Consider the following 20138-nt stretch of genomic DNA (forward strand, 5'->3'; position numbering starts at 1 on the left):
CTGTTCGGCTCGGTTCGGTCTGCTCGGTCTGGGTTCCGCTCGGAGGTCCGGGTCGGGTCAGATCGAGGAGTTGAAGGCAGCGACCGGCACGAGGCCGGATTCCGCGCCGGGGAGCGCGCGCTGGAGCCGGGAGGCGAGCTCTTCCGCGCCGAGCGCGGCGAGATCGGCGAGAGAGGGGCGTTCCGGCGTCTCCTGAGGGTCAGTGAGCTTGCCGGCCGGCCTGATGCTGGTTACCGGAGTCATATTCGTTTCCTTAGGCGCGGTTAGGACCTGCCGAGGGTGGGTAAGCCCACCCGGTTGCGACCAATGTAGTGCCAGCGAAGACTCCGCGCGGCACCTTGCGGACTCACGTTGAACTCCCCAGGCGGTCCACGTCGTACGACAGCGCGCTGAGCCCCCAGAATTCACCCGTTCAGCGGTCGCGCACTTCGCCCTGGCGCACGCCGAAGCGCACCGCCGGGACGAGCGCCCGGACGAACACCCGGGCCCGCATCCGGAGGAGAACCCGGAGGAGAACCCGGCCGGGAACCGGGACCAGCACCTGAACCAGTACCTGGGCACACCCCGGGAGTGCCCGGGGAAGCCCTCCGACAAGCACACCATCCGGCCAAGCGTCCGATGTCCGGGATTCATTCCCCCGGCTCGCCGAGCTCCCGGACGGTCCGCACCAGCTCCTCGGTGAACTCAAGCCCGCTCGACGTCAGTTCGCCGCAGCTCAGGAGCGTCCGCCCGGCGGCCAGGGTGTGCGTCCGCCAGCGCGCGAACTCCCCGTGCGCGCGGGCGGCGTCGCCCGCCCCGGCGGCCGCCTCCGCCCGCCAGAAGTCCGCCACGCCCAGGTGCGCGTACGCCCCCTGGAGCAGCGCCCCGGCCGGGCGCGGGTCGGGCCGCCAGGGGGCGTGGTGGACGGCCGGGCCGTTGGGGCGGTGCAGCGGCACCAGGTCCAGCAGGGCGCCGAGTTGGACGTGGAGGAACTCGTGCACCAGGGCCAGCGCAAGCAGCACCGGATCGCCCGGCAGCGAGGCCGCCACCGCGCCGTAGGCCCGCCGGGCGGCGGCGCTCACCGCCTCCCCGCCGGGGGCGGGCCGCAGCGGGACGACAGTGGTCACGCAGGCCGCGACGGCCGCCGCATGGCGGCGGTGACGGCGCACCAGGATGTCCCAGGCCTCGGACAAGCGCTGTTCCCAGAGCCCGAGTTCGTCGTCGGCGAGCGGACCGGCCGGCGGACGTCCGTAGTCCACCCGGCGCGGGCCGGCGTGGTCGATCGACGGCGCCCAGCGCAGCCCGTCGCACTCCAGCGCGAGGGGCGCGCCGGAGCCGGGGCGGAGGAACTCGCCCAGCCCGCCGAGCGGAACGTCCTCCCCCGCCGCCGCGCCGCGCAGGCAGTCGGCCGCCCAGGCGTCCAACTCGGGCCGCAGCAGCACCTCCTCCCACTGCTCCCGGTCGTCCCGCTGCAGCGCCCGGACCCGGGCGTACGCCTCCCGGTAGCCGTCGTGCTCCGGCACCGCCCGGCGCAGCGCCAGCAGCAGCAGCGCCCGCTTGCTCAACTGCCCGCCGCGCAGCAGCCGGACGGCCTGCGGCCCGCCGCGCGCGCCCGCGATCGCCCGGAACGTCTCCCGGTCCACGCCGTGCCGGGGCAGCCCGTCCGCCCCGCGGGCGCCCGGTACCCCGGCCGCCACCACCTCGCCCGTACCCGCCACCGGTCCTCCTCCTCGTCCGTTCGGCTCCCGGCCCGGTCGGCCGGCCCATCGCCCAACCCGCCGGGTCCGCCCGCAGTCTCCCCGCGCCGGGGCGGATCAGCCGGACGGCGGCCGGGCATGACCCGGACGGGTGAGCCGAACCGCCACCCGCCGACGCCCGCGACCCGACGCCCGACGCCCACCGCCCACCAGGAACCCACCGCCCGACGCCCGCCCCGCACCGGTCCTCAGCTCCCCGCCAGCCCCGCCACCCCCGCCCGCAGGCGCCCCGCGATGTGCCGGACCAGCCGGTCCAGGTCCGCGCAGTACACCGACGGGTGCCCGAAGCCGTCCCCCGCGTACCGGTGCGCGTACAGCCCCCCGCCGCAGACCCGGGCCAGCGGGCAGCCGGCGCAGACCGGCCCGAGGCCCGCGAGGCCGCGCTGGCGGGCCCGGAAGGCCGGGTGCGCGCCCGCCCGCGCGAAGCCGTGCCGCCACACGTCCAGGCCGGTCCCGGGGGCGCCGTCGTAGGCCACCTTGAGGCTGTCCGCCTGCTCGATCGTCCCGTCCGCCTCGACCACCACCAGGTCGACGGGCGCCAGCCCGACCGCCTCGCTGGCCGCCCGCCCGCCGAGCAGCAGCACCGCCAGTTCCTCGAACAGCCGCACCCCGGTCTCCCGCCGCGGCGCGTCGTACCAGCGGTCGAAGGCGGCGATCAGCCACTGCCCGTACGGCGCCGGCTCCGCGCCCGACGGCGGCGCGTCCGGCACCGGCCGCGGCCGGACGCCGGGCGGCGGCTCCCGCCAGGTCGCGTGCGGCAGCAGCAGGTCGATCCGGGGCGGCGCGAACTCCAGCAGCGCCTCGTAGGTGGCCACCGGGTCGGACTCCAGGTCGACGACGCACAGCAGGCCGGCGAAGAGGTCCCGGTGCCGGTCCGAGCCGAGCAGCCGCACCGCCTCGGCGGTGCGTGCCCAACTGCCCGCGCCGGAGGGCAGTCTGCGGTGCCGGTCGTGGCCGGCCCGGGTGCCGTCCAGCGAGACCCCGACCGCGACCCGGTGGCGGTGCAGCACGTCGAGCAGGGCCGGTTCGTCCAGCAGCCGCAGCCCGTTGGTCTGCACGGTGAACCGCGTCCGGGGCCGGACGGCCGCCAACTCGGCCAGCAGCGCGTCCAGATGGGCCGCGCCGACGAGCAGCGGCTCGCCGCCGTGCAGCACCACGGACACCTCGTCCAGGCCGTGCTCGGCCGCGTGCTCCTCGATCCGCCGGGCGGTGCGGCGGACGGTCGCGAGTTCCATCCGCCGCGGCCGCCCGCGCCAGCTCTGGTCCGCGCCCTCGTACACGTAGCAGTAGTCGCAGGCCAGGTTGCACCGACTGTGGATCTTCAGCAGGAACTGCCGGAACGGCACCATGCCGGTGAGCCTAGGCCACGCCGGCCGACCGTCCGTCACACGTGCGGCGGCTCCACGTCGGAGTCCAGCCGCGTCCCGGCCCGCACCGCGATCGTCGTCGGGTGCTCCTCCCCCAGGGTGATCCGGGCCCGCCGGATGCAGTCCGCCCGCAGCTCCGCCGCCCGCTCGGCGTACCCGAGGGCGGCCATCGACAGCGAGAGGTTGGAGTTGATGCCGATGGAGTCGTAGTGGTCCTGGCCGAGGGCCTCGGTCATCAGCGGAGCGGCCTCCAGTTCCAGGTCGAGCGCGTCCTGGAGCTCCCCGGCCAGCGACAGGTCGTTGGCGTGGTTCATCATCGCGATCGGGATGTAGAGGTGGTGCGCGCCGAGGACGGTGCGGAACTGCGCCAGCGTACGGCCGGACAGGTCGCGCGCCTCCGTCGCGCGCCCCGCCAGCCGCAGGTACACCGAGAGGTTGTTGGCGCCGGCCAGCGTCACCGGGTGGTTCTCGCCCAGGTAGTCGCGGTACCGCGCCAGCGCCCGTTCGGCCAGCGGGATCGCCCGCCCGGTGTCGCCGAGCGCGTTGAGGTCGCTGGCCAGGTTGGTGGCGGCGGCCAGGGTGTCGGGGTGCTCGGGGCCGTTGATGTCCAGGTAGCGCTGGTAGATGTCCTCGTCGATCTCCAGGGCCTCGTGGTACCGGCCGGCCCGGCGCAGCGCCACGGCCAGGTTCTTGCGGGCGCGCAGGGTGTCGGTGTGGCTGTCGCCGATGGTCTGCTGGTAGATCCGGACGGTCTCCTCCAGCAGGTCCAGGGCCTCCCGCAGCCGCCCGGTCTCGCGCAGGTCGCGGGCGTAGTTGGAGGCCGAGGAGAGCGCGTAGAGGCTGTGCGCGCCGAGCGCGTCGCGCTGCTGGAGGTAGTTGCTGCGGTGCCGTTCCAGGGCGGCCCGGCGGTCGCCGGCCAGGTAGTCGGAGACGGCGAGGTTGTTGGTGATCATCAGGGTGCGGGGGTGGTCCGGGCCGAGGGTGCGCCGGGCGGCGTCCAGGGTGCGGCGGTCGAGCGCCCGGGCCTCGTCGTAGCGGCCGAGGAAGCGCAGGTCGGCGCCGAGGCTGTTGGCGACGGCGAGGGTGTGGGAGTGCTCCGGGCCCAGGGTCGCGGTGAAGCGCTCCAGGATGTCCCGGTCCATCTCGTACGCCTCCTGGAGGGCGCCCTGGGAGCGGCGGATGTTGCTCAGCTGGGTGCGCAGCATGAGCGTCTGGGCGTCGTTGTCGGCGTCGAAGCCGGGCCCGCCGTAGCCGTCCTGGCGCCAGTGCTCCAGGGTCCGTTCGGCGAGTTCCCGGCCGGACTCGTGCAGGCTGCGCTTCCACTGGTAGCGGACCGAGTCGATGATCCACTGCCGGACGTCCTCGTCGGCGCTGTCGAGCGCTCCGGACGGCCAGAGGTGGGGCAGGAGTTCGGCGTACTCGGCCCAGTTCACGGGCACGTCCGGGTCGCCGGGGTTGGCGGTGGCGAGCGCGGCGTGGACGACGCCGCGCAGTTCGGCCCGCCGCTCCTCCTCGACCTGGTCCCGCAGCACCGCCTGGACCAGCCGGTGCACGGTGATGGTCTCGCTGCCCTGGTCGGTGCGGGCGAGCCCGAAGCGGTTGATGGCGCGCAGGAACTCGCCGATCGCGAGCTTGTCGCGGGGCGCGCGCGGGGGCAGCCGCAGGGCGCGGGTGACGGCCCGGCTGTAGAGCAGCCGCATCGGGATGGCGTCCGGGCCGAAGAAGGCGCAGATCTCCAGGATCTGGGCGGCCGGGGCGTTCATCCGGCGCAGTTCCTCGACCGAGATGCGCCAGGTCGCGGCGGCCGAGTGCGGGTAGTCGGCGGCGCGCAGCCGGGTGCGCTCCAGCATCTCGGTGAGCTCTTCGTCGAGCAGTTCGAGGTAGGTGGCGATCGGCATCGACGTCTCCTGGAGCCAGACGGCGGCCTGGCCGACGGCGAGCGGCAGGTCGCCGAGGCGCTGCGCGACCTGGTCGGCGTCCTCCGAGGAGAGCCCGCCGTTGAAGCGGCGCAGCAGCCGGACGCTCTCCTCGCGGAGGAAGACGTCGACCTCCACCAGGCCTGCGTGCCGGGCCCAGCCCTGGTTGCGGGAGGTGATCAGCACGTGCCCGCCGGAGGAGCCGGCCGGCTGCCAGGGGGCGAGCTCCTCGGGGGTGCCGGCGTTGTCGAAGACGAGCAGCCACCGGCGGTACGGCTGGCCGCGGCGCAGCGCGTCGAGCACGGCGGCGGCGGTGTGCGCGACGTCGTCGCTGGTGGGCACGCCGAGCCGGGGCGCGAGTTCGGCGAGCTTCTGCGGGATGTTGGCGGGCTCCTCGGCGGGCACCCACCAGACCACGTCGTAGGCGGCCTTGAAGCGGTGCGCGTACTCGGCGGCGATCTGGGACTTGCCGGCGCCGCCGAAGCCGTAGAGCACCTGGCTGAGCACGGCGGCGGGCCCGCCGGTGAAGCGGTTGCGGAGCAGTTCGAGCAGCTTGCCGCGGCCGATGAAGGCGGCGTTGCGCGAGGGCGCCTCCTGGACCTGCGGGGCGGTGCCGGGGAACCGCGCGGGGGCGGCGAACTCCCCGCTGTCGGTGTCCGACTGGCGGCTGCTGCCGGGCGGTGGGCCGAGTTCGGCGTAGAGCTGGGACTCGGCGCCGACCGCGGAGGAGCGGACCAGGTCGGGCACCGGCGGCCCGGTGAACGGGCGGGGCACCGGCTCGTCCGAGTCCTGGAGCCGGAAGGCGACCAACGACGGTGATCCGGAGGCGAGTTCGCGCCCCTGGAGGAGCTGCCAGACCTCGGCCGCGCGGGGCAGCGCGGTGTACTCGGGCGAGAGCAGCGCGAGCAGCCGGCCCTGGCCGTCGACCGGCCCGGCGACCTCCGGCGGCCGGGAGCCGCTGTACGGCTCGGCGGCGCTGTGCAGGGAGGTCTGGTAGCCGAAGCGGGTGAGCGTCCCGGCGGCCCACTCGGCCCACATCCGGTCCTCGGGGGCGTAGCTGACGAACACCTGGCGCGGAACCGCCCGGGCGGAGCGCAGGTAGGCGCCGTAGAGCCGGCGGCGGGTCTCGGCGGTGAGCGGGCGCAGGGCGCGGACCCGGCCGTCGGTGATCCAGCCGGCCAGCCGCTCGAAGGCGTTGAGCAGGCTGCGGGCCTCCTGCGGCCGGTCGGCGACGGTGGCGGGCACCTCCTCGTAGGCGTAGAAGGGCTTGTACGGCACCTCGACGTCGGCCCAGTAGCCGGCCCGGCGGTCGCCGGCCAGCCAGCGGCCCAGGTAGGGGGCGAAGGCCTCGCGGGCGTAGTCGCGGCCGGCTTCCAGGCGCTCCTGCTCGGCGTCCTCGACCCGCATCGGCACCGGCAGGACCCGGATCGCCCGCTCCTCGGCCGCGGCGATGTCGCGGGCCGCGTCGACGCCGCCGCGGATGTTCTGGACGCTGAAGGTGAAGCAGTCCACCACGGTGTCGGGCATCAGGACGGTGCAGATGCCGGAGGTGTCGCTGACGCCGGTGCGGCTGTCGATGAGCACGTAGTCGTAGCCGCGGGCCCAGCGGTCGCGCAGCTCGCGCAGGAACTCGCCGCCGCGGATGTCCCGGCCGTGGTAGAAGCTGCGCCAGTTGAAGCTGGTGACGGCGGCGGCGTAGGCGGCGTTCTGCCGGCCGGCGGGCAGGAAGTCGAGCCGGCCGCCGGGCGGCAGGTCGAGGGCGAGGCCGCAGACGTAGCCGTCCAGGCGCCCGGGCTCGTCCAGCCAGGCGGCCGGGGACTGCCCGACCGGCCCGGCGGTGGAGGGCAGCGCCTGCTTGACGTAGGAGCGCAGCAGGTCGATCAGGCCGTCGGTGGAGTGCAGTTCCGGGTCGACCAGCAGCGGGTGGTAGTACCGGTGGAGGCCGGGCGCCTCCAGGTCCCAGTCGACGACCAGGACGCGCAGGCCGCGGCTGGCGAGGATCCAGCCGACGTTGGCGAGCGCCATGGTGCGGCCGGTGCCGCCCTTGAAGGAGTAGAACGTGACGACCGATCCCGGTCCGCCGCGCTCCGGATCCGCGCCGGGCTCAGTGGTCATCGTTCTTCTCCCCCCTCAGCGGGACAGCGGTGTCCTTGCCCCGGCTCTGGTGCGGCAGGTCGGTGGAACCCGGGAGGCCCCGGTTGACGCGTGCGGGCCCCCGGCGGGGCCCCGGCGGGCCGGCCGGGATGGTCAGCCCGGGCATCGCCGGGCCGGCGTCCGGGCCGCCGGGGCCGAGGCCGAAGGCGTCGCCGCCATCGTCCCCCCAATCCAGGTTGTCGTCCATGAGCTTGTTCTGAGCGACCGTCACCATGATGGTGAGGTCGTTGTCGAAGCTCTCCCGGCTCACTTTGACCCGGAACAAGTGCTCCAGGTCGCTCCGGCGCAGCCAGTTGCGCCGGAACACGTCGCGCACGCCCGCCCAGAGCGCGTCGCGCTCCGGCCCGTCGGCCGGGTCGCCGCTGCCGGCGGGCACCATCACGCCGGTGACGGGGTGGTTCTGCTCGTCGTACGCGCGCAGCGCGGAGCGGTAGCGCTCGGCTCCGGCCACCCACGGGTCCACCAGCAGGATGCTGACCTGGCTGTCCTCGCGGGCCTGGTCGAGCTTGTCGGCGAGGGCGGTGTCGACCTCCTCCAGCGTGGTGGTGTGTCCGGCGCCGGTGATCACCTGCTGGGCGCGGGCCGCCAGGGACGGCTGGACGGGCGGGTGGTAGGGCGCCCAGTGCCACGGCTTGGAGCCGTACCAGCCGCCCTCGGCGGCGGACTCCGAGGCGCGCCCGGCCGCGATGAACAGCCGCACCATCCCGGGGGCGGACGCCGCGGGCGGCGCCGCCGGGGGCGGGAAGTAGCCGCGCACGGCGCCCAGGTCGAACTCGGGCAGCTCGCCGAGCCGGCGCGCGGCCGCGTCCCGGACCCGCTCCGCGACCACCCGGACGACCTGCTCGTACGCCCCGCCCTGCGCGGTGCGCAGCAGCGCCCGCAGGCCGTACCGGGCGTAGGCCTCGCCCATGTCCGGCTGGGCCCACTGGATCTTGTTGACCTCGTCGGCCAGGTCGCCCGGCTCGACGGGTTCCCAGAGCACCGGGACGAGCGCCGGGATGAGTTCCCCGGTCTCCTCGTGGTGGCGCCGGACCCGGCCGCGGAAGGCGGTCCACTCCTTGCCGCAGTAGAGGCTGGTGAAGTAGGCCGGGGAGTAGAGCGCGATCATGGTCCGGCTGCGGCCGAGCATCGTGGCCAGCCGCTCGGCCCAGTCGTCGCCCAGGCGCAGCTGTTCGGTGTCCCGGTAGGCCAGTTCCTCGCCGCGCACGCCGGTGCCGACCAGCCGCCCGAGTTCGTCCCGCAGGTCGTTGAAGAACTGGTTGACGAAGGCGTCCTCGGCCTCGAAGTCCCGACGCGCGTAGCTGAAGAAGAAGTACGGCCGGTGTTGTTCGTGCTCCATCACCTGTTCCCCCCGTGCCCAACGGTCCGCGACGGCGCTGGTTTCATACCCCAGCATGTCCCGAACTCCACCGTCCACGCTGGCGAGTTGGCGGATTCGGCCGCCTCGGGGGGTTTAGCCGGTGGTCAGGCGCACTTCCCCGGCCGGGGGCGCTCCGGCGCTCAGGGGGCGCACCGGCGGGGGGCGCGGGCGCCCGTCGGGCTCGACGCGCCGGGCGCGGGGGCGCGGGCTCCTGCGGTGCTACCGGTCGAGCGCCGACTGGAAGGCCGCGAGCGGCTCCGCGCCGGGGGTCAGGGCGTCCGCGACCACCCGGCGCAGCAGGTCACCGAGGACGGTGTCGGGCAGGGCGTCGAGTTCGTCGAGCGGCAGGGCGGCGACGTCGACCAGGTCAGAGCCGAGTCCAGCGGCGGTTCCCGCACCGGTGACGCCCATCAGTCCCTCACTCAGTCCCTCACTCGATCGTGTCGGCACGGCGGGCCGCCGGCCGGAGCTGCATCGGCCCAGGTCCGCGACGGGCATCCTACCGGACGGATGACGGTCCATCAGCTCCGCGCGGACGCCGCGCGGAGCCTTTGGGCCGAAGGGATCACGGGCAGAGCCGCTCCACCCGCCACCCCGTCGGGTCGGACGGGTCGGCGACGTAGCGGAGCCGGTCGTGCAGCCGGTTCTCCCGGCCCTGCCAGAACTCGACGCTCTGCGGGACCACCCGGTACCCGCCCCAGAACGGCGGGACGGGCACGCCCTCGCCCTCCGGGTAGCGCCGCTCCAGCTCGGCGTAGCGCTGTTCGAGGACCTCCCGGCCGCCGACCGGGCTGGACTGCTCGCTGGCCCAGGCGCCCAGCTGGGAGCCGTGCGGGCGGGTGCGGAAGTAGGCGGCGGTCTCGTCCCGGCCGACCTTCTCCACCCGGCCCTGGACGATCACCTGGCGGGCCAGCGCGATCCACGGGAAGAGCAGCCCCGCGTACGGGTTGGCGGCCAGCTCGGAGCCCTTGCGGGAACCGTAGTTGGTGAAGAACACGAAGCCGCGCAGGTCGTAGCCCTTGAGCAGGACGGTGCGCGAGCTGGGCCGCCCCTCGGCGTCGGCGGTGGAGAGCACCATGGCGTTGGGCTCCACCACGCCGGCGTCGTCCGCCTCGTGGAACCAGCGGGTGAACTGGCCGATCGGCTCGGGCGCGAGCCGCTCCTCGACCAGGCCCTCGTGGCTGTAGTGCTTGCGCATCACGGTGAGGTCCGGGCCGGGGCGGGCCTCGTCGGCCAGGGTCCGGTTGGCGGGGCTCGGGGGCATCGACTGGGCGCGATCCGGGGTCTGCACGCCAACATCATCCCGTACGACAAGCAACGGGCGCCGCTACCTCCGGACAAACCCCGGTGGGAGATGAGGTGACCCGCCGCCGCTTGACCGCCCGCCCCGAGGGGAATTGTCCGGAACAAGGCGTTTGGCTCCGGGGATCGCAGGGGTTCCGGGGCTCCCCCGGGCACGACCGGCCCCTCCGGCGGGAAAGTCGAGCGGGCCCGCGGGAAACATCACCACGGTGGTGTATGGCGCAATGCACCCCGTGCCTGTCACTCTGGCACCGAGTGCCAAACACCATTCGGTCACTGGTGCGCCGCCCCACCACGGCGGAGCGCCGATCACAGAACTGAGGGAGCCGTCGCATGTCCGATTTCGTACCCGGGCTTGAGGGAGTCGTCGCGTTCGAGAGCGAGATCGCCGAACCCGACCGTGAGGGCGGCGCCCTGCGGTACCGCGGTGTCGACATCGACGACCTGGTGGGCAACGTCTCCTTCGGCCACGTCTGGGGCCTGCTGGTGGACGGCAAGTTCAACCCCGGCCTGCCGGCCGCCGAGCCGTTCCCGATCCCCGTGCACTCCGGCGACATCCGGGTCGACGTGCAGTCCGCACTCGCCATGCTCGCCCCGGTCTGGGGCCTCAAGCCGCTGCTGGACATCGACGCCGAGCAGGCCCGCGACGACCTCGCCCGGGCCGCCGTGATGGCCCTGTCCTACGTCGCCCAGTCGGCCCGCGGCCAGGGCCTGCCGATGGTCCCGCAGAGCGAGATCGACAAGGCCGAGACGGTCGTCGAGCGGTTCATGATCCGCTGGCGGGGCGAGCCGGACCCGAAGCACGTCAAGGCCGTCGACGCCTACTGGACCTCGGCCGCCGAGCACGGCATGAACGCCTCCACCTTCACCGCCCGGGTCATCGCCTCCACCGGCGCCGACGTCGCGGCCGCCCTCTCGGGCGCGGTCGGCGCGATGTCCGGCCCGCTGCACGGCGGCGCGCCGTCGCGCGTGCTCGGCATGATCGAGGAGATCGAGCGCACCGGCGACGCGACCGCCTGGGTCAAGAACGCCCTGGACAAGGGCGAGCGTCTGATGGGCTTCGGCCACCGCGTCTACCGCGCCGAGGACCCGCGCGCCCGGGTGCTGCGCCGCACCGCCAAGGAGCTCGGCGCGCCGCGCTTCGAGGTCGCCGAGGCGCTGGAGAAGGCCGCGCTGGAGGAGCTGCACAACCGTCGCCCCGACCGCGTGCTGGCCACCAACGTCGAGTTCTGGGCCGCCATCATGCTGGACTTCGCCGAGGTCCCGGCGCACATGTTCACCTCGATGTTCACCTGCGCGCGCACCGCCGGCTGGTCGGCGCACATCCTGGAGCAGAAGCGCACGGGCCGGCTCGTGCGCCCCTCCGCGCGCTACATCGGCCCCGGCCCGCGCCGCCCCGAGGAGATCGAGGGCTGGGACGCCATCGTCCGCTGATCCCCTCCCCGGGGATACCGGACGAGCGTCCGGACAGTGCCCCTGAGCAGCGGGTCCGGCTCCGGCCGGGCCCGCTGCCGCACATCTCCGGCCCGCCTCCGGGCAGCAGTGATCACGGTCTCAGCGGGCGGACGGCCGTACCCCGCCGAACCCTCCGGCCGGTAGGCTGCGCGCGTGGCTCAGATCCAGATCCCCGCTGACATCAAGCCCGCAGACGGCCGTTTCGGCTGCGGACCGTCCAAGGTGCGCCCCGAGGCCCTGAGTGCCCTCGCCGCGACCCAGACCTCCCTGCTCGGCACCTCGCACCGCCAGGCCCCGATCAAGGACCTGGTCAAGCGCGTGCGCGAGGGCGTGAGCAGCCTGTTCTCGCTGCCGGACGGCTACGAAGTCGTCCTCGGCAACGGCGGCTCCACCGCCTTCTGGGACATCGCCGCCTTCGGCCTGGTGCGGGAGAAGTCCCAGCACCTGGACTTCGGCGAGTTCTCCTCGAAGTTCGCCTCCTCGGTCAAGGCCGCGCCGTGGCTCGGCGAGCCGACCGTGATCAAGACCGCCCCGGGCACCCACCCGCTGCCGGTCGCCGAGGCCGGCGTGGACGTCTACGGGCTCACCCACAACGAGACCTCGACCGGCGTCGCGATGCCGATCGGGCGTCCGGTGGGCGCGGACGAGGGCTCGCTGGTCCTGGTGGACGCGACCTCGGGCGCCGGCGGCCTGCCGGTGGACATCACCGAGACGGACGTCTACTACTTCGCCCCGCAGAAGTCCTTCGCCTCCGAGGGCGGCCTGTGGCTGGCGACGTTCTCCCCGGCCGCGCTGGAGCGCGCCGCCGAGATCGCCGGCTCCGGCCGCTACATCCCGCCGTTCTTCTCGCTGCCGACGGCCATCGACAACTCGTCGAAGGACCAGACGTACAACACCCCGTCGCTCTCCACCCTCTTCCTGCTGGCCGACCAGCTGGAGTGGCTGAACGGCAACGGCGGGCTGGACTGGGCGGTCGCCCGCACCGCGGACTCCTCGTCCCGGCTGTACTCCTGGGCCGAGAAGTCCTCCTACGCCACCCCGTTCGTGGCGAACCCGGCCGAGCGCTCCCAGGTGGTCGGCACCATCGACTTCGACGAGTCGGTGGACGCCGCCGCGGTCGCCAAGGCACTGCGTGCCAACGGCATCGTGGACACCGAGCCGTACCGCAAGCTGGGCCGCAACCAGCTGCGCATCGCGATGTTCCCGGCGATCGACCCGGCGGACGTCGAGGCGCTCACCCACTGCATCGACCACGTGGTGGAGCAGCTCGCGAAGGTCTGACCGGTCCCCCGAGGACACGGCCGAGGGCCACCGCCGACGGGCGGTGGCCCTCTCGCCGTTCCGGGGCCGGGCCGGGGGTCCTCCCGCCGGGGGCGTGTCCTAGGGCGTGTCTGACCATTCGAGTCGGATCAGGGCGCGGCGTCGGGGTGCGTGCATCGCAAGGCGGAGGAGGGAGCCACTGCGGAGCATTGGCGACCGACGACAACGCGGCGAGGTGCGTGCCCCGGCGTCGCGCACCCGGCGGGAATTGTCAGACACGCCCTAGCGGCCGACCAGCGAGCTGATCAGCACGACGACCAGCATCAGCACCAGGGTGCCGGAGACGATGCGCATACGAGTCTTGGGATCCACGGTCATCGAGCGTACCTGCGGCCCGCCCCGGACTTCTCCCGGGCCCCGGCCCCGGGCCCCGCGGCCCCGGTCGTGGAGCCGCCCCGGGGGGCCTCAGCTCCAGTCCGCCAGCGGCCAGGTGTACAGCGACTCGTAGTGGACCGAGCCGCCGCCCGGGTCGCTGCGCACCAGGTGCAGCCCGGTGGCGTCCCACTCCGGCCCCCGGTAGTCGGCCAGCGCCGCCACCAGGCCGTCCAGCTCGGCCGCCGCGACCCGCTGCACGGCCCTGCGGTGGCCGCGCGAGGAGCCGGCCCGGGCGAGGGTGAGGTGCGGGTGGAAGGCGTAGTCGTCGGTCGCCCCGGTGACCTCGGCGGTGGCCGCGGTGACGGCGTCGGCCAGCCGGCGCAGCGCCCAGGCCTGGCCCTCGACCCCGGCCCAGAGCACCCGGTCGCCGAACCGCCCCGCGCCCGCGATCCGCAGCCGGTGCACCGGGTGGACCTCGGCGACGGCGGCCAGGCCCGCCGCCAGCTCCGGCAGCCGCTCGGCCGGCACCTCGCCCAGGAAGGCCAGGGTCAGGTGCCAGCCCTCGACGCCGGTCCAGCGCAGCCGTTCCGCCCCGGGCAGCTCCCGCAGCGGCGCGACCGCGTCGAGGAGCCCCTGCAGCGCCTCGACGGGTGGCAGCACCGCCACGAACAACCTCATGGATCAATCTTCCCGCGCACGCCGGTTCGGGATAGAACGGATCCATGATCGATCCCAGCGGCGTGAAGATCCGCACCGGAGGCCCCGAGGACATCCCCGACGTCCTCGCCCTGCTCGACGGCGCCGTGGCCTGGCTGGCCGGCCGCGGCCGCACCGGCCAGTGGGGCGACCGGCCCTTCAGCACCGACCCGGCCCGGGTGGAGCACATCGCGAAGTACGGCGCCGAGCCGTTCCTGATCCGTCTCGCGGTGGACGACCGGGGCCGTACGGTCGGCTCCTGCGTGCTGTCCGAGGAGCGCGGCGCGTACGTCCCCGCCGTGGCCGAGCGCGAGCTGTTCGTCCGCAACCTGGTCACCGACCGCACCCGCAAGGGCTCGGGCATCGGCGCCGCGCTGATCGCCGACGCGGTGGAGGAGGCCCGCCGCCGCGGCATCGGCCTGCTCCGGGTCGACTGCTACGCCGGCGCCGACCGCGGGCTGGTCGCCCAGTACCGGGCGCTCGGCTTCACCGAGACCGAGGGCTTCGAGATCGAGCGGCCGGACGGCGTCTGGCCGGGCCAGGTGCTCGCCATCCGGCTCTGAACCGCCACGGGCCCCCGGGGCGCCTCCCGGGGGCCCGACGGACGGTCAGCAGGCCGCGGCCAGCTCCGACTTGGCCGCCGGCGCGGTCCGCGGCACGAAGGCCACCACCCGGCCGCCGCGGCCCGGGTGCAGGTCGAACCGCACCCGCAGGTCCGCGCTGCGGGCCAGCACCAGGCCGACCGTGCCGGCCGCCGCCGCGGACACCAGTCCGCAGGCCAGCAGGCCGAGCCGGGGCCCGTACGAGGCGGTCACCCAGCCGACGATCGGGGCGCCGATCGGCGTGCCGCCGGTGAAGACCAGCACCAGCAGGCCCATCACCCGGCCGCGCATCGCGGGGTCGGTGGCCAGCTGCAGCGAGGAGTTGACCGAGGTGTTGAAGCTCAGCCCGAAGACCCCGACCAGCATCAGCAGCAGCGCGAAGGTCCAGTAGTCGGGCGCGAACGCGGCGACCACCTCCAGCGCTCCGAAGGCCAGCGCCGCGCCGACCAGCCGGCGCAGCCGCGGCACGCCCCGGCGGGCGGCGAGCAGCGCACCCGTCAGCGACCCGATCGCCATCGCGGTGTTCAGCAGGCCGTACTGGCCGGCGCCGACCTTGAAGGTGTCGTACGCGAAGCCGGAGAGCAGCGTGGGGAAGTTGAAGCCGAAGGTGCCGATGAACCCGGCCAGCACCATCGGCCAGAGCAGCTCCGGCCGCTCCTTGACATACCGCAGCCCCTCGCGCAGCTGACCCTTCTCGCGGGCGATCGGCTCGGTCGGGCGCAGTTCGCTCTCCCGCATCGCGAGCAGCCCGCCGATCACGGCGGCGAAGGACAGCGCGTTGACGGCGAACGCCCAGCCGCTGCCGACCGCGGCGATCAGCAGGCCCGCGACGGCGGGGCCGACCAGCCGGGCGGTCTGGAAGTTGGCGGCGTTCAGGCTGACGGCGTTGGCGAGGTCCTTGGGCCCGACCATCTCGGAGACGAAGGCCTGCCGGGTCGGGTTGTCCACCACGGTGACCAGGCCGAGCAGCAGTGCGAAGGCGTACACGTAGTACGGCGTCACCACGCCGCCGACGGTCAGCACCGCGAGGCCTGCGGCCAGCAGGCCCATCGCGCCCTGGGTGAAGACCAGCAGCCGGCGCTTGGGCATCCGGTCGGCGAGCACGCCGCCGAACAGGCCGAGCAGCAGCATCGGCAGGAACTGCATGGCGGTGGTGATGCCGACCGCGAGCGGGCTGCCGGTGAGGCTCAGCACCAGCCAGTCCTGGGCGATGCGCTGCATCCAGGTGCCGGTGTTGGAGACCACCTGGCCGGCGAAGTAGTAGCGGTAGTTGCGAACGCGCAGTGAGGAGAACATCCCCCCGGGCCTGGTGAAGCGGGTGCCGGTCGGGGACGCTGCCGCGTGGGCGCGGCGCTGGGCGGCGGAGTCCGCCGCGGTGCGTTCGTCGGGGTCGTCGTCGCCGTTGCCGGGCAGCCCCGTGGGGGCGGGTGCCTGGGCGTCGGCGGCCGCGGCAGTGGCCGCGGCGGGGTCGGCGGTCGGGTCGTCGGTGCGGATGGCGGCGGCGCTGGCTGCGGCCGGCGGTGTCACGTTGGTCTCCCCTCGTGGCGGGGGGGGGGCGGGGCGGGGGGGGGGCGGGCGGGGGGGGGGGGTGCCCGGTTGGCCCCCCCGGGGGGCGCGCCGGCCTGGGGGGGGGCCGCCGCGCTCCTGGTGTCGGTGGTCGGTCCTGCGGTGATGCGGGCTCCTTCTTCTCCCGGCGGCCGGCCGGGGTCGGTGTGCCTCTGAGGTGTGCGAGCTGCGCGTGGGCGAGCTACAGGTGGGCGAGCTTGTAGAGCACGGGCGCGGCCTCCCTGAGGACGGCCCATTCCTCCTCGTCGAGCCCCTGGGCGAGTTCGGCGAGCCAGACGTTCCGGCGTCGACGGCTCTCCGCGAGGATCGTCTCGGCCTGCTCGGTGCTGCTGACGACCACCTGGCGGCGGTCCTCGGGGTGCGGTTCGCGCCGCACCAGCCCCTTCTCCTCCAGCATCGCGACGATCCTGGTCATCGAAGGAGGCTGCACGTGCTCCTTCCGGGCGAGCTCACCCGGCGTCGCCTTTCCGCACCGGGCGAGGGTGCCCAGCACTCCCATCTCGGTGGGACTCAGCGACTCCTCCACCCGCTGGTGTTTGAGTCGTCGGGAGAGGCGCATCGTGGACGATCGCAGCTGACTGATCGCTGCGAGGTCCTGCTCGGACATCTCGGGCATCTCTTTAGCCTACGTCATTACTCTCGCTAAGGAAAATGAGATCCGCCGCCGTGCCGGAGGGTCACCGCGGTGCCATATTGGTCATGGGCCCCAGCTCTCTCCCGGAAGGGCCGACCTGCCATGTCCGACCTCGCCACCGAGCAGTCCGAGCGGTCCCAGCGGTCCGAACAGCCGCAGCCGTCCGAGCGGTCCGCGCGCACCGGGCCGGGCGACACCGGCTTCGCCCGGCTCGCCATGGTCACCATCGACTGCGCCGACCCGGTCGCGCTGGCCTCGTTCTACGGCGAGCTGCTGGGGTGGGAGACCAGGCACGCGGACGAGCGCTTCGCGATCCTGGACAACCCCGAGGGCGGCAGCCCGCTGGGCTTCGGCCGGGTGACCGGCTACCGGCCGGAACCGTGGACGGAACCGGACGGCAGCAAGCACTTCCACCTCGACTTCTACGTCGACGACCTGGACGAGGCCACCGCGAAGGCCCTCGCGCTCGGCGCCACCGAGCCCGCCTACCAGCACGGCCGCACCCTGCGGGTGCTGATCGACCCGGCCGGCCACCCGTTCGGGCTAGCCCCCCTGGAGTGAGCGCCGACAGCGGACCGCAGCCACCCGGAGGCGGTGCGCAGGCGGTGTCAGGGCTTGGTGCCGGGATCATGCAGGCCGCGTAAAGGCCCATCCTGACCTGGGACTTCACGAAAAGCACGAACATTGTGCGACCGCCGGGCAGTGGTTACTCTCCCGGATTGTCAGGGGCACCACATGCCAGGCTCCTCCCCTGCGGGAGCACGTTCCCGCTCCGGTGCCCGCCGCCGCGCGCCTTCCCCGGCCAGCCGCGTCCGCCCGCGCCCCGGTGCCCTCAACCCTCCTCCAGGGAGCTCCATTGGGTGAGATCCACCATGCCGACCACGGCTGGGTGACACCGGCGGTCTCGTACTTCGTCGCCTGCGTCGGCGCCTTCGTCGCCCTGCGCAGCGCCCGCTGGGCACTCGTCTCCCGGGGCCGCACCCGGGCCGTCTGGCTGCTGTTCGCCTCGACCTCGCTCGGGGCCGGGATCTGGTCCATGCACTTCATCGCGATGCTCGGCTTCTCCGTGACCGGCGTCGAGATCGGCTACCGGCCCGGCCTGACCGTGCTCAGCCTGCTGGTCGCCGTCGCCGTGGTCGGCGTCGGGCTCTTCACCGTCGGGTACTGGCGGCGCCGCGTCCTGGCCCTGCTGGTCGGCGGGCTGACCACCGGCCTGGGGGTCGCCGCGATGCACTACCTGGGCATGGCCGCGATGGTCCTGCCCGGCACCCTCGGCTACGACCGGCCCACCGTGGCCGCCTCGGTGGCCATCGCCGTGGTCGCGGCCACGGCCGCGCTCTGGGCCGCGCTCAACATCCGGGGCACGCTCGCCGTGCTGGCGGCGGCGCCGGTGATGGGCGTGGCGGTCTGCGCGATGCACTACACCGGCATGGCGGCGCTCTCCGTCCAGCTGGACCTCTCGCGCTCCACCGAGGCCGGCGTGATGGCGCTCCAGTTCATCTTCCCGCTCGGGGTCGGGCTGGGCTGCTACGTGTTCTTCGGCTCGCTGGCCTTCGCGGTCTCGCCGAGCCGGTCCGACTCCCAGCCCCTGCTGGCCGGTCCGGCCGCCCCGCTGCCTCCGCGGCCCCCGCGCGCCTCCGGGACCGCGCGGGCCGCGGGGGCCGCGCGCACCCCGGGCGACCAGGGCAGCCCGCTGCTCCCGCAGCGGCGGCCGCTGGGCGGGGCCGCCCGGCGCTGAGGCCGGGCACGGGAGCGGGGGCCCGAGCGGGCGTCCGGCCGGGCCCCCCACCCCGGCCGGGCGCCGCCCGTCCCCGCTCCCACTGTCCGAAGGGCCCCGCCGGGGCCCGGGCCGGCCGTTACGGCTGTCCGGGCCGCCCGAGCAGCCCCGCCACGTGCTCCGGCGTGGCCACCGGGCAGACCTTGTGCACGAAGTCCCGCCGCAGCGCGTGGTACGGCTCGCCCGCCCGGTAGAAGTTGGCGTGCATCCGGCGCAGTTCCTCCGCCCGGTACTCGGCCAGCGGCTTGGCCTCCTCGTCGGCCGCGCGGCGGCGCTTCTTGTCCACCAGCCGCCCGGTGAGGTCCGGCGCGGCGGCGATCCGGGCCGCCTCGCGCGCCACCCAGCGGCGGAACCCGGCCGCGTCCCCGCCGACCGTGCGGTCCACCAGGCCGATCCGGCGGGCGTGGTCGGCGCCGACCGGCAGCGCCTCGGCGGTGAGCCGCTCGGCCTGCTCGGCGCCGACCCGGCGGGGCAAGGTGTAGGTCCAGTACTCGGAGCCGTACAGGCCCATCAGCCGGTAGTGCGGGTTGAGCACCGCCGACTCCCGGCACCACACCTCGTCGGCGGCCAGCGCCGCCATCAGCCCGCCGGCGGCCGCGTTCCCGGCCAGCGCCGCCACCGTCACCTTGTCCGTCGTGGTCAGCACCGCCTCGACGAAGTCGTCCATCGCGTTGATGTTCTCCCAGGACTCCAGCGCCGGGAAGGCCGAGCCCTGGATGACGTTGAGCTGGATCCCGTTGGAGTAGAAGTCCCGGGGCGCGCCGAGCACCAGCACCGAGGTCGGCCGGTCGGCCGCCTCCCGGTAGGCGGTGAGCAGCCGGCGGCACTGCTCGGTGCTCATCGCCCCGCCCGCGTGGGCGAATTCGAGGAAGCCGACCTCGCCCTCCTCGCGGTAGCGCAGCTCCGACCAGGTGTCCCGGCGGCCCGCCCGCTCCGGACTCACCGGCACCTCACGGACCCGGTACAGCTCGTCGGCGAGCACCGTGGCGGCCGGCAGCTTGAAGGTGACCGGCCCGCCGGGGGTGCGGCGCGGGCGCAGCTGCGGTATCCACACCGCGCCGTCCACGGTGGCCCGGCAGATCGCGCCGTCCCGGGTGGCCAGCACGGCGCCGGGCACCGGGCCGCGCAGTTCGTCCTCGGGGTGGCCGCCGTGCAGGAAGAACTCCCGTCCGTACAGCTCGTCCAGGACGCCGGGCTGGGAGTCGGCGGCGCGCAGCCTGCGCAGCACGGTGGCGGTGCCGTCCCGCTCCCAGTCGATCCGGCGTTCCTCCTGGCGCAGGAAGGGGCGCGCTTCGCCGTGCACGTCCGGCCGGGCGTAGTCCAGCGGCTCGGGGGTGAACAGCCCGCCCTCGTATCGCTGGACGGCCAGCAGGACGGCCTCGGCGGCGGCGTCGGCGAGCTCGCCCCGGTACAACTCGCTCTTGCCGCAGGCGGGGACGGGGAATTCGACGGACGCCCAGATGTCGCCGGCGTCCATCTCCGCGACGGCTTGCAGCACGGTGACGCCCCAGCGCTCCACCCCCTCGGTGATCGCCCGGTCGAGCGAGGAGGGGCCGCGGTCGCCCTTGGGGCCCGGGTGCACGATCAGGACGGTCCGGGTGGACCAGATGTCCTGCGGGACGGCCTTGGTGAGCATCGGGCAGATGATCAGCTCGGGGTCGGTGCGGGCCACCGCCGCCCTCATCCGCTGGTCGTCGAGGGCGAGTTGGACGGCGACCTGGTGGCCGCGCTCGCGCAGGGCGGTGTGGACGCGCTGGGTCAGGCTGTTGAACGCGCTGGCGATCAGGAGAATGCGCAAGGAGGGCCTCCGGCGGGAACTGGGGTCGCGCGCAGGCGATGAAACCAGGGCATGGACACGTAATGATTACGGTCCGTACCTGGGCGCTCTACCCTCACGCGCCCCGCACACCTGCGCCCCGCGTTTCGCCGGATCTCCCC

The 20138-nt window shown here is 74.4% G+C and carries 16 protein-coding genes; 5 read left to right on the top strand and 11 right to left on the bottom strand.

Annotated features, from left to right (window positions below; translation table 11 throughout):
* Positions 1 to 57: 57 nt before the first annotated feature.
* From ACFVVA_RS21210 to pdxH, 7 genes are all read right to left on the bottom strand, one after another.
* On the bottom strand, positions 58 to 243 hold the full coding sequence (locus ACFVVA_RS21210) for a hypothetical protein (protein ID WP_359913873.1): 186 nt from the start codon (positions 241 to 243) through the stop codon (positions 58 to 60).
* 386 nt (positions 244 to 629) lie between these two features.
* Entirely contained in the window at positions 630 to 1697 is a 1068-nt protein-coding gene (locus tag ACFVVA_RS21215) for an aKG-HExxH-type peptide beta-hydroxylase (protein WP_387691562.1), read from the bottom strand.
* A 227-nt stretch (positions 1698 to 1924) separates the two neighbouring features.
* Entirely contained in the window at positions 1925 to 3085 is a 1161-nt protein-coding gene (locus ACFVVA_RS21220; protein ID WP_387691564.1) for an FxsB family cyclophane-forming radical SAM/SPASM peptide maturase, read from the bottom strand.
* A gap of 35 nt (positions 3086 to 3120) precedes the next feature.
* Entirely contained in the window at positions 3121 to 7134 is a 4014-nt protein-coding gene (fxsT, locus tag ACFVVA_RS21225; protein ID WP_387691566.1) for an FxSxx-COOH system tetratricopeptide repeat protein, read from the bottom strand.
* Positions 7124 to 8512, bottom strand: coding sequence for a TIR-like protein FxsC (locus ACFVVA_RS21230; protein ID WP_387691568.1), 1389 nt, complete (start codon positions 8510 to 8512; stop codon positions 7124 to 7126). Before ACFVVA_RS21230 ends, fxsT begins: the two co-directional genes overlap by 11 nt.
* A gap of 240 nt (positions 8513 to 8752) precedes the next feature.
* Positions 8753 to 8944, bottom strand: a complete 192-nt coding sequence (gene fxsA, locus ACFVVA_RS21235; RefSeq protein ID WP_359913861.1) for an FxSxx-COOH cyclophane-containing RiPP peptide — start codon at positions 8942 to 8944, stop codon at positions 8753 to 8755.
* A gap of 154 nt (positions 8945 to 9098) precedes the next feature.
* On the bottom strand, positions 9099 to 9797 hold the full coding sequence (gene pdxH / locus ACFVVA_RS21240) for a pyridoxamine 5'-phosphate oxidase (protein WP_387691665.1): 699 nt from the start codon (positions 9795 to 9797) through the stop codon (positions 9099 to 9101).
* Positions 9798 to 10168: 371 nt separating this feature from the next.
* On the opposite strand from pdxH, the gene ACFVVA_RS21245 reads away from it, so the two are divergent.
* Positions 10169 to 11269 carry a citrate synthase 2 gene (locus tag ACFVVA_RS21245; protein ID WP_387691571.1) on the top strand — a complete coding sequence of 367 codons (1101 nt, stop codon included), beginning with the start codon at positions 10169 to 10171 and terminating at the stop codon, positions 11267 to 11269.
* Between the two features lie 174 nt (positions 11270 to 11443).
* The gene (gene serC, locus ACFVVA_RS21250; protein WP_387691573.1) at positions 11444 to 12571 is read left to right on the top strand and encodes a phosphoserine transaminase; all 1128 of its coding nucleotides are present in this window, start codon (positions 11444 to 11446) and stop codon (positions 12569 to 12571) included.
* A 444-nt stretch (positions 12572 to 13015) separates the two neighbouring features.
* Here serC and thpR read toward each other — a convergent pair whose 3' ends face one another.
* A complete protein-coding gene (thpR, locus tag ACFVVA_RS21255) occupies positions 13016 to 13603 on the bottom strand; it encodes an RNA 2',3'-cyclic phosphodiesterase (protein ID WP_387691575.1) in 588 nt (195 codons plus the stop codon).
* A gap of 44 nt (positions 13604 to 13647) precedes the next feature.
* Between thpR and ACFVVA_RS21260 the strand changes: the two genes are divergently transcribed.
* Positions 13648 to 14184 (top strand): GNAT family N-acetyltransferase, encoded by a 537-nt coding sequence (locus ACFVVA_RS21260; RefSeq protein WP_387691577.1) that lies wholly within the window; start codon positions 13648 to 13650, stop codon positions 14182 to 14184.
* A 45-nt stretch (positions 14185 to 14229) separates the two neighbouring features.
* Here the strand turns inward: ACFVVA_RS21260 and ACFVVA_RS21265 are convergent, their stop codons facing one another.
* The gene (locus ACFVVA_RS21265; protein ID WP_359913881.1) at positions 14230 to 15519 is read right to left on the bottom strand and encodes an MFS transporter; all 1290 of its coding nucleotides are present in this window, start codon (positions 15517 to 15519) and stop codon (positions 14230 to 14232) included.
* Between the two features lie 451 nt (positions 15520 to 15970).
* Positions 15971 to 16405: a MarR family winged helix-turn-helix transcriptional regulator gene (locus tag ACFVVA_RS21270; RefSeq protein WP_030235202.1), complete on the bottom strand. Its 435-nt coding sequence runs from the start codon at positions 16403 to 16405 to the stop codon at positions 15971 to 15973.
* A 120-nt stretch (positions 16406 to 16525) separates the two neighbouring features.
* On the opposite strand from ACFVVA_RS21270, the gene ACFVVA_RS21275 reads away from it, so the two are divergent.
* Together ACFVVA_RS21275 and ACFVVA_RS21280 are read left to right on the top strand one after the other, a co-directional pair.
* Positions 16526 to 16984: a VOC family protein gene (locus ACFVVA_RS21275; protein WP_359905722.1), complete on the top strand. Its 459-nt coding sequence runs from the start codon at positions 16526 to 16528 to the stop codon at positions 16982 to 16984.
* 295 nt (positions 16985 to 17279) lie between these two features.
* Positions 17280 to 18161: an MHYT domain-containing protein gene (locus ACFVVA_RS21280; protein ID WP_387691580.1), complete on the top strand. Its 882-nt coding sequence runs from the start codon at positions 17280 to 17282 to the stop codon at positions 18159 to 18161.
* A 118-nt stretch (positions 18162 to 18279) separates the two neighbouring features.
* On the opposite strand, the gene ACFVVA_RS21285 is transcribed toward ACFVVA_RS21280, so the two are convergent.
* The gene (locus tag ACFVVA_RS21285; RefSeq protein ID WP_387691582.1) at positions 18280 to 19998 is read right to left on the bottom strand and encodes a hydrogenase maturation protein; all 1719 of its coding nucleotides are present in this window, start codon (positions 19996 to 19998) and stop codon (positions 18280 to 18282) included.
* Positions 19999 to 20138: the final 140 nt, after the last annotated feature.

Origin of the sequence: Kitasatospora sp. NPDC058048, from assembly GCF_042885555.1 — a bacterium.
Lineage (GTDB): Bacteria > Actinomycetota > Actinomycetes > Streptomycetales > Streptomycetaceae > Kitasatospora > Kitasatospora lactacystinica.

Bases quoted from the DNA above. Each gene is read 5' to 3' on its own strand.
- ACFVVA_RS21210 (WP_359913873.1), bottom strand. From the start codon at position 243: ATGACTCCGGTAACCAGCATCAGGCCGGCCGGCAAGCTCACTGACCCT.
- ACFVVA_RS21220 (WP_387691564.1), bottom strand. From the start codon at position 3,085: ATGGTGCCGTTCCGGCAGTTCCTGCTGAAGATCCACAGTCGGTGCAAC.
- fxsT (WP_387691566.1), bottom strand. From the start codon at position 7,134: ATGACCACTGAGCCCGGCGCGGATCCGGAGCGCGGCGGACCGGGATCG.
- ACFVVA_RS21230 (WP_387691568.1), bottom strand. From the start codon at position 8,512: ATGGAGCACGAACAACACCGGCCGTACTTCTTCTTCAGCTACGCGCGT.
- fxsA (WP_359913861.1), bottom strand. From the start codon at position 8,944: ATGGGCGTCACCGGTGCGGGAACCGCCGCTGGACTCGGCTCTGACCTG.
- pdxH (WP_387691665.1), bottom strand. From the start codon at position 9,797: ATGCCCCCGAGCCCCGCCAACCGGACCCTGGCCGACGAGGCCCGCCCC.
- ACFVVA_RS21245 (WP_387691571.1), top strand. From the start codon at position 10,169: ATGTCCGATTTCGTACCCGGGCTTGAGGGAGTCGTCGCGTTCGAGAGC.
- thpR (WP_387691575.1), bottom strand. From the start codon at position 13,603: ATGAGGTTGTTCGTGGCGGTGCTGCCACCCGTCGAGGCGCTGCAGGGG.
- ACFVVA_RS21260 (WP_387691577.1), top strand. From the start codon at position 13,648: ATGATCGATCCCAGCGGCGTGAAGATCCGCACCGGAGGCCCCGAGGAC.
- ACFVVA_RS21265 (WP_359913881.1), bottom strand. From the start codon at position 15,519: ATGTTCTCCTCACTGCGCGTTCGCAACTACCGCTACTACTTCGCCGGC.
- ACFVVA_RS21270 (WP_030235202.1), bottom strand. From the start codon at position 16,405: ATGCCCGAGATGTCCGAGCAGGACCTCGCAGCGATCAGTCAGCTGCGA.
- ACFVVA_RS21275 (WP_359905722.1), top strand. From the start codon at position 16,526: ATGTCCGACCTCGCCACCGAGCAGTCCGAGCGGTCCCAGCGGTCCGAA.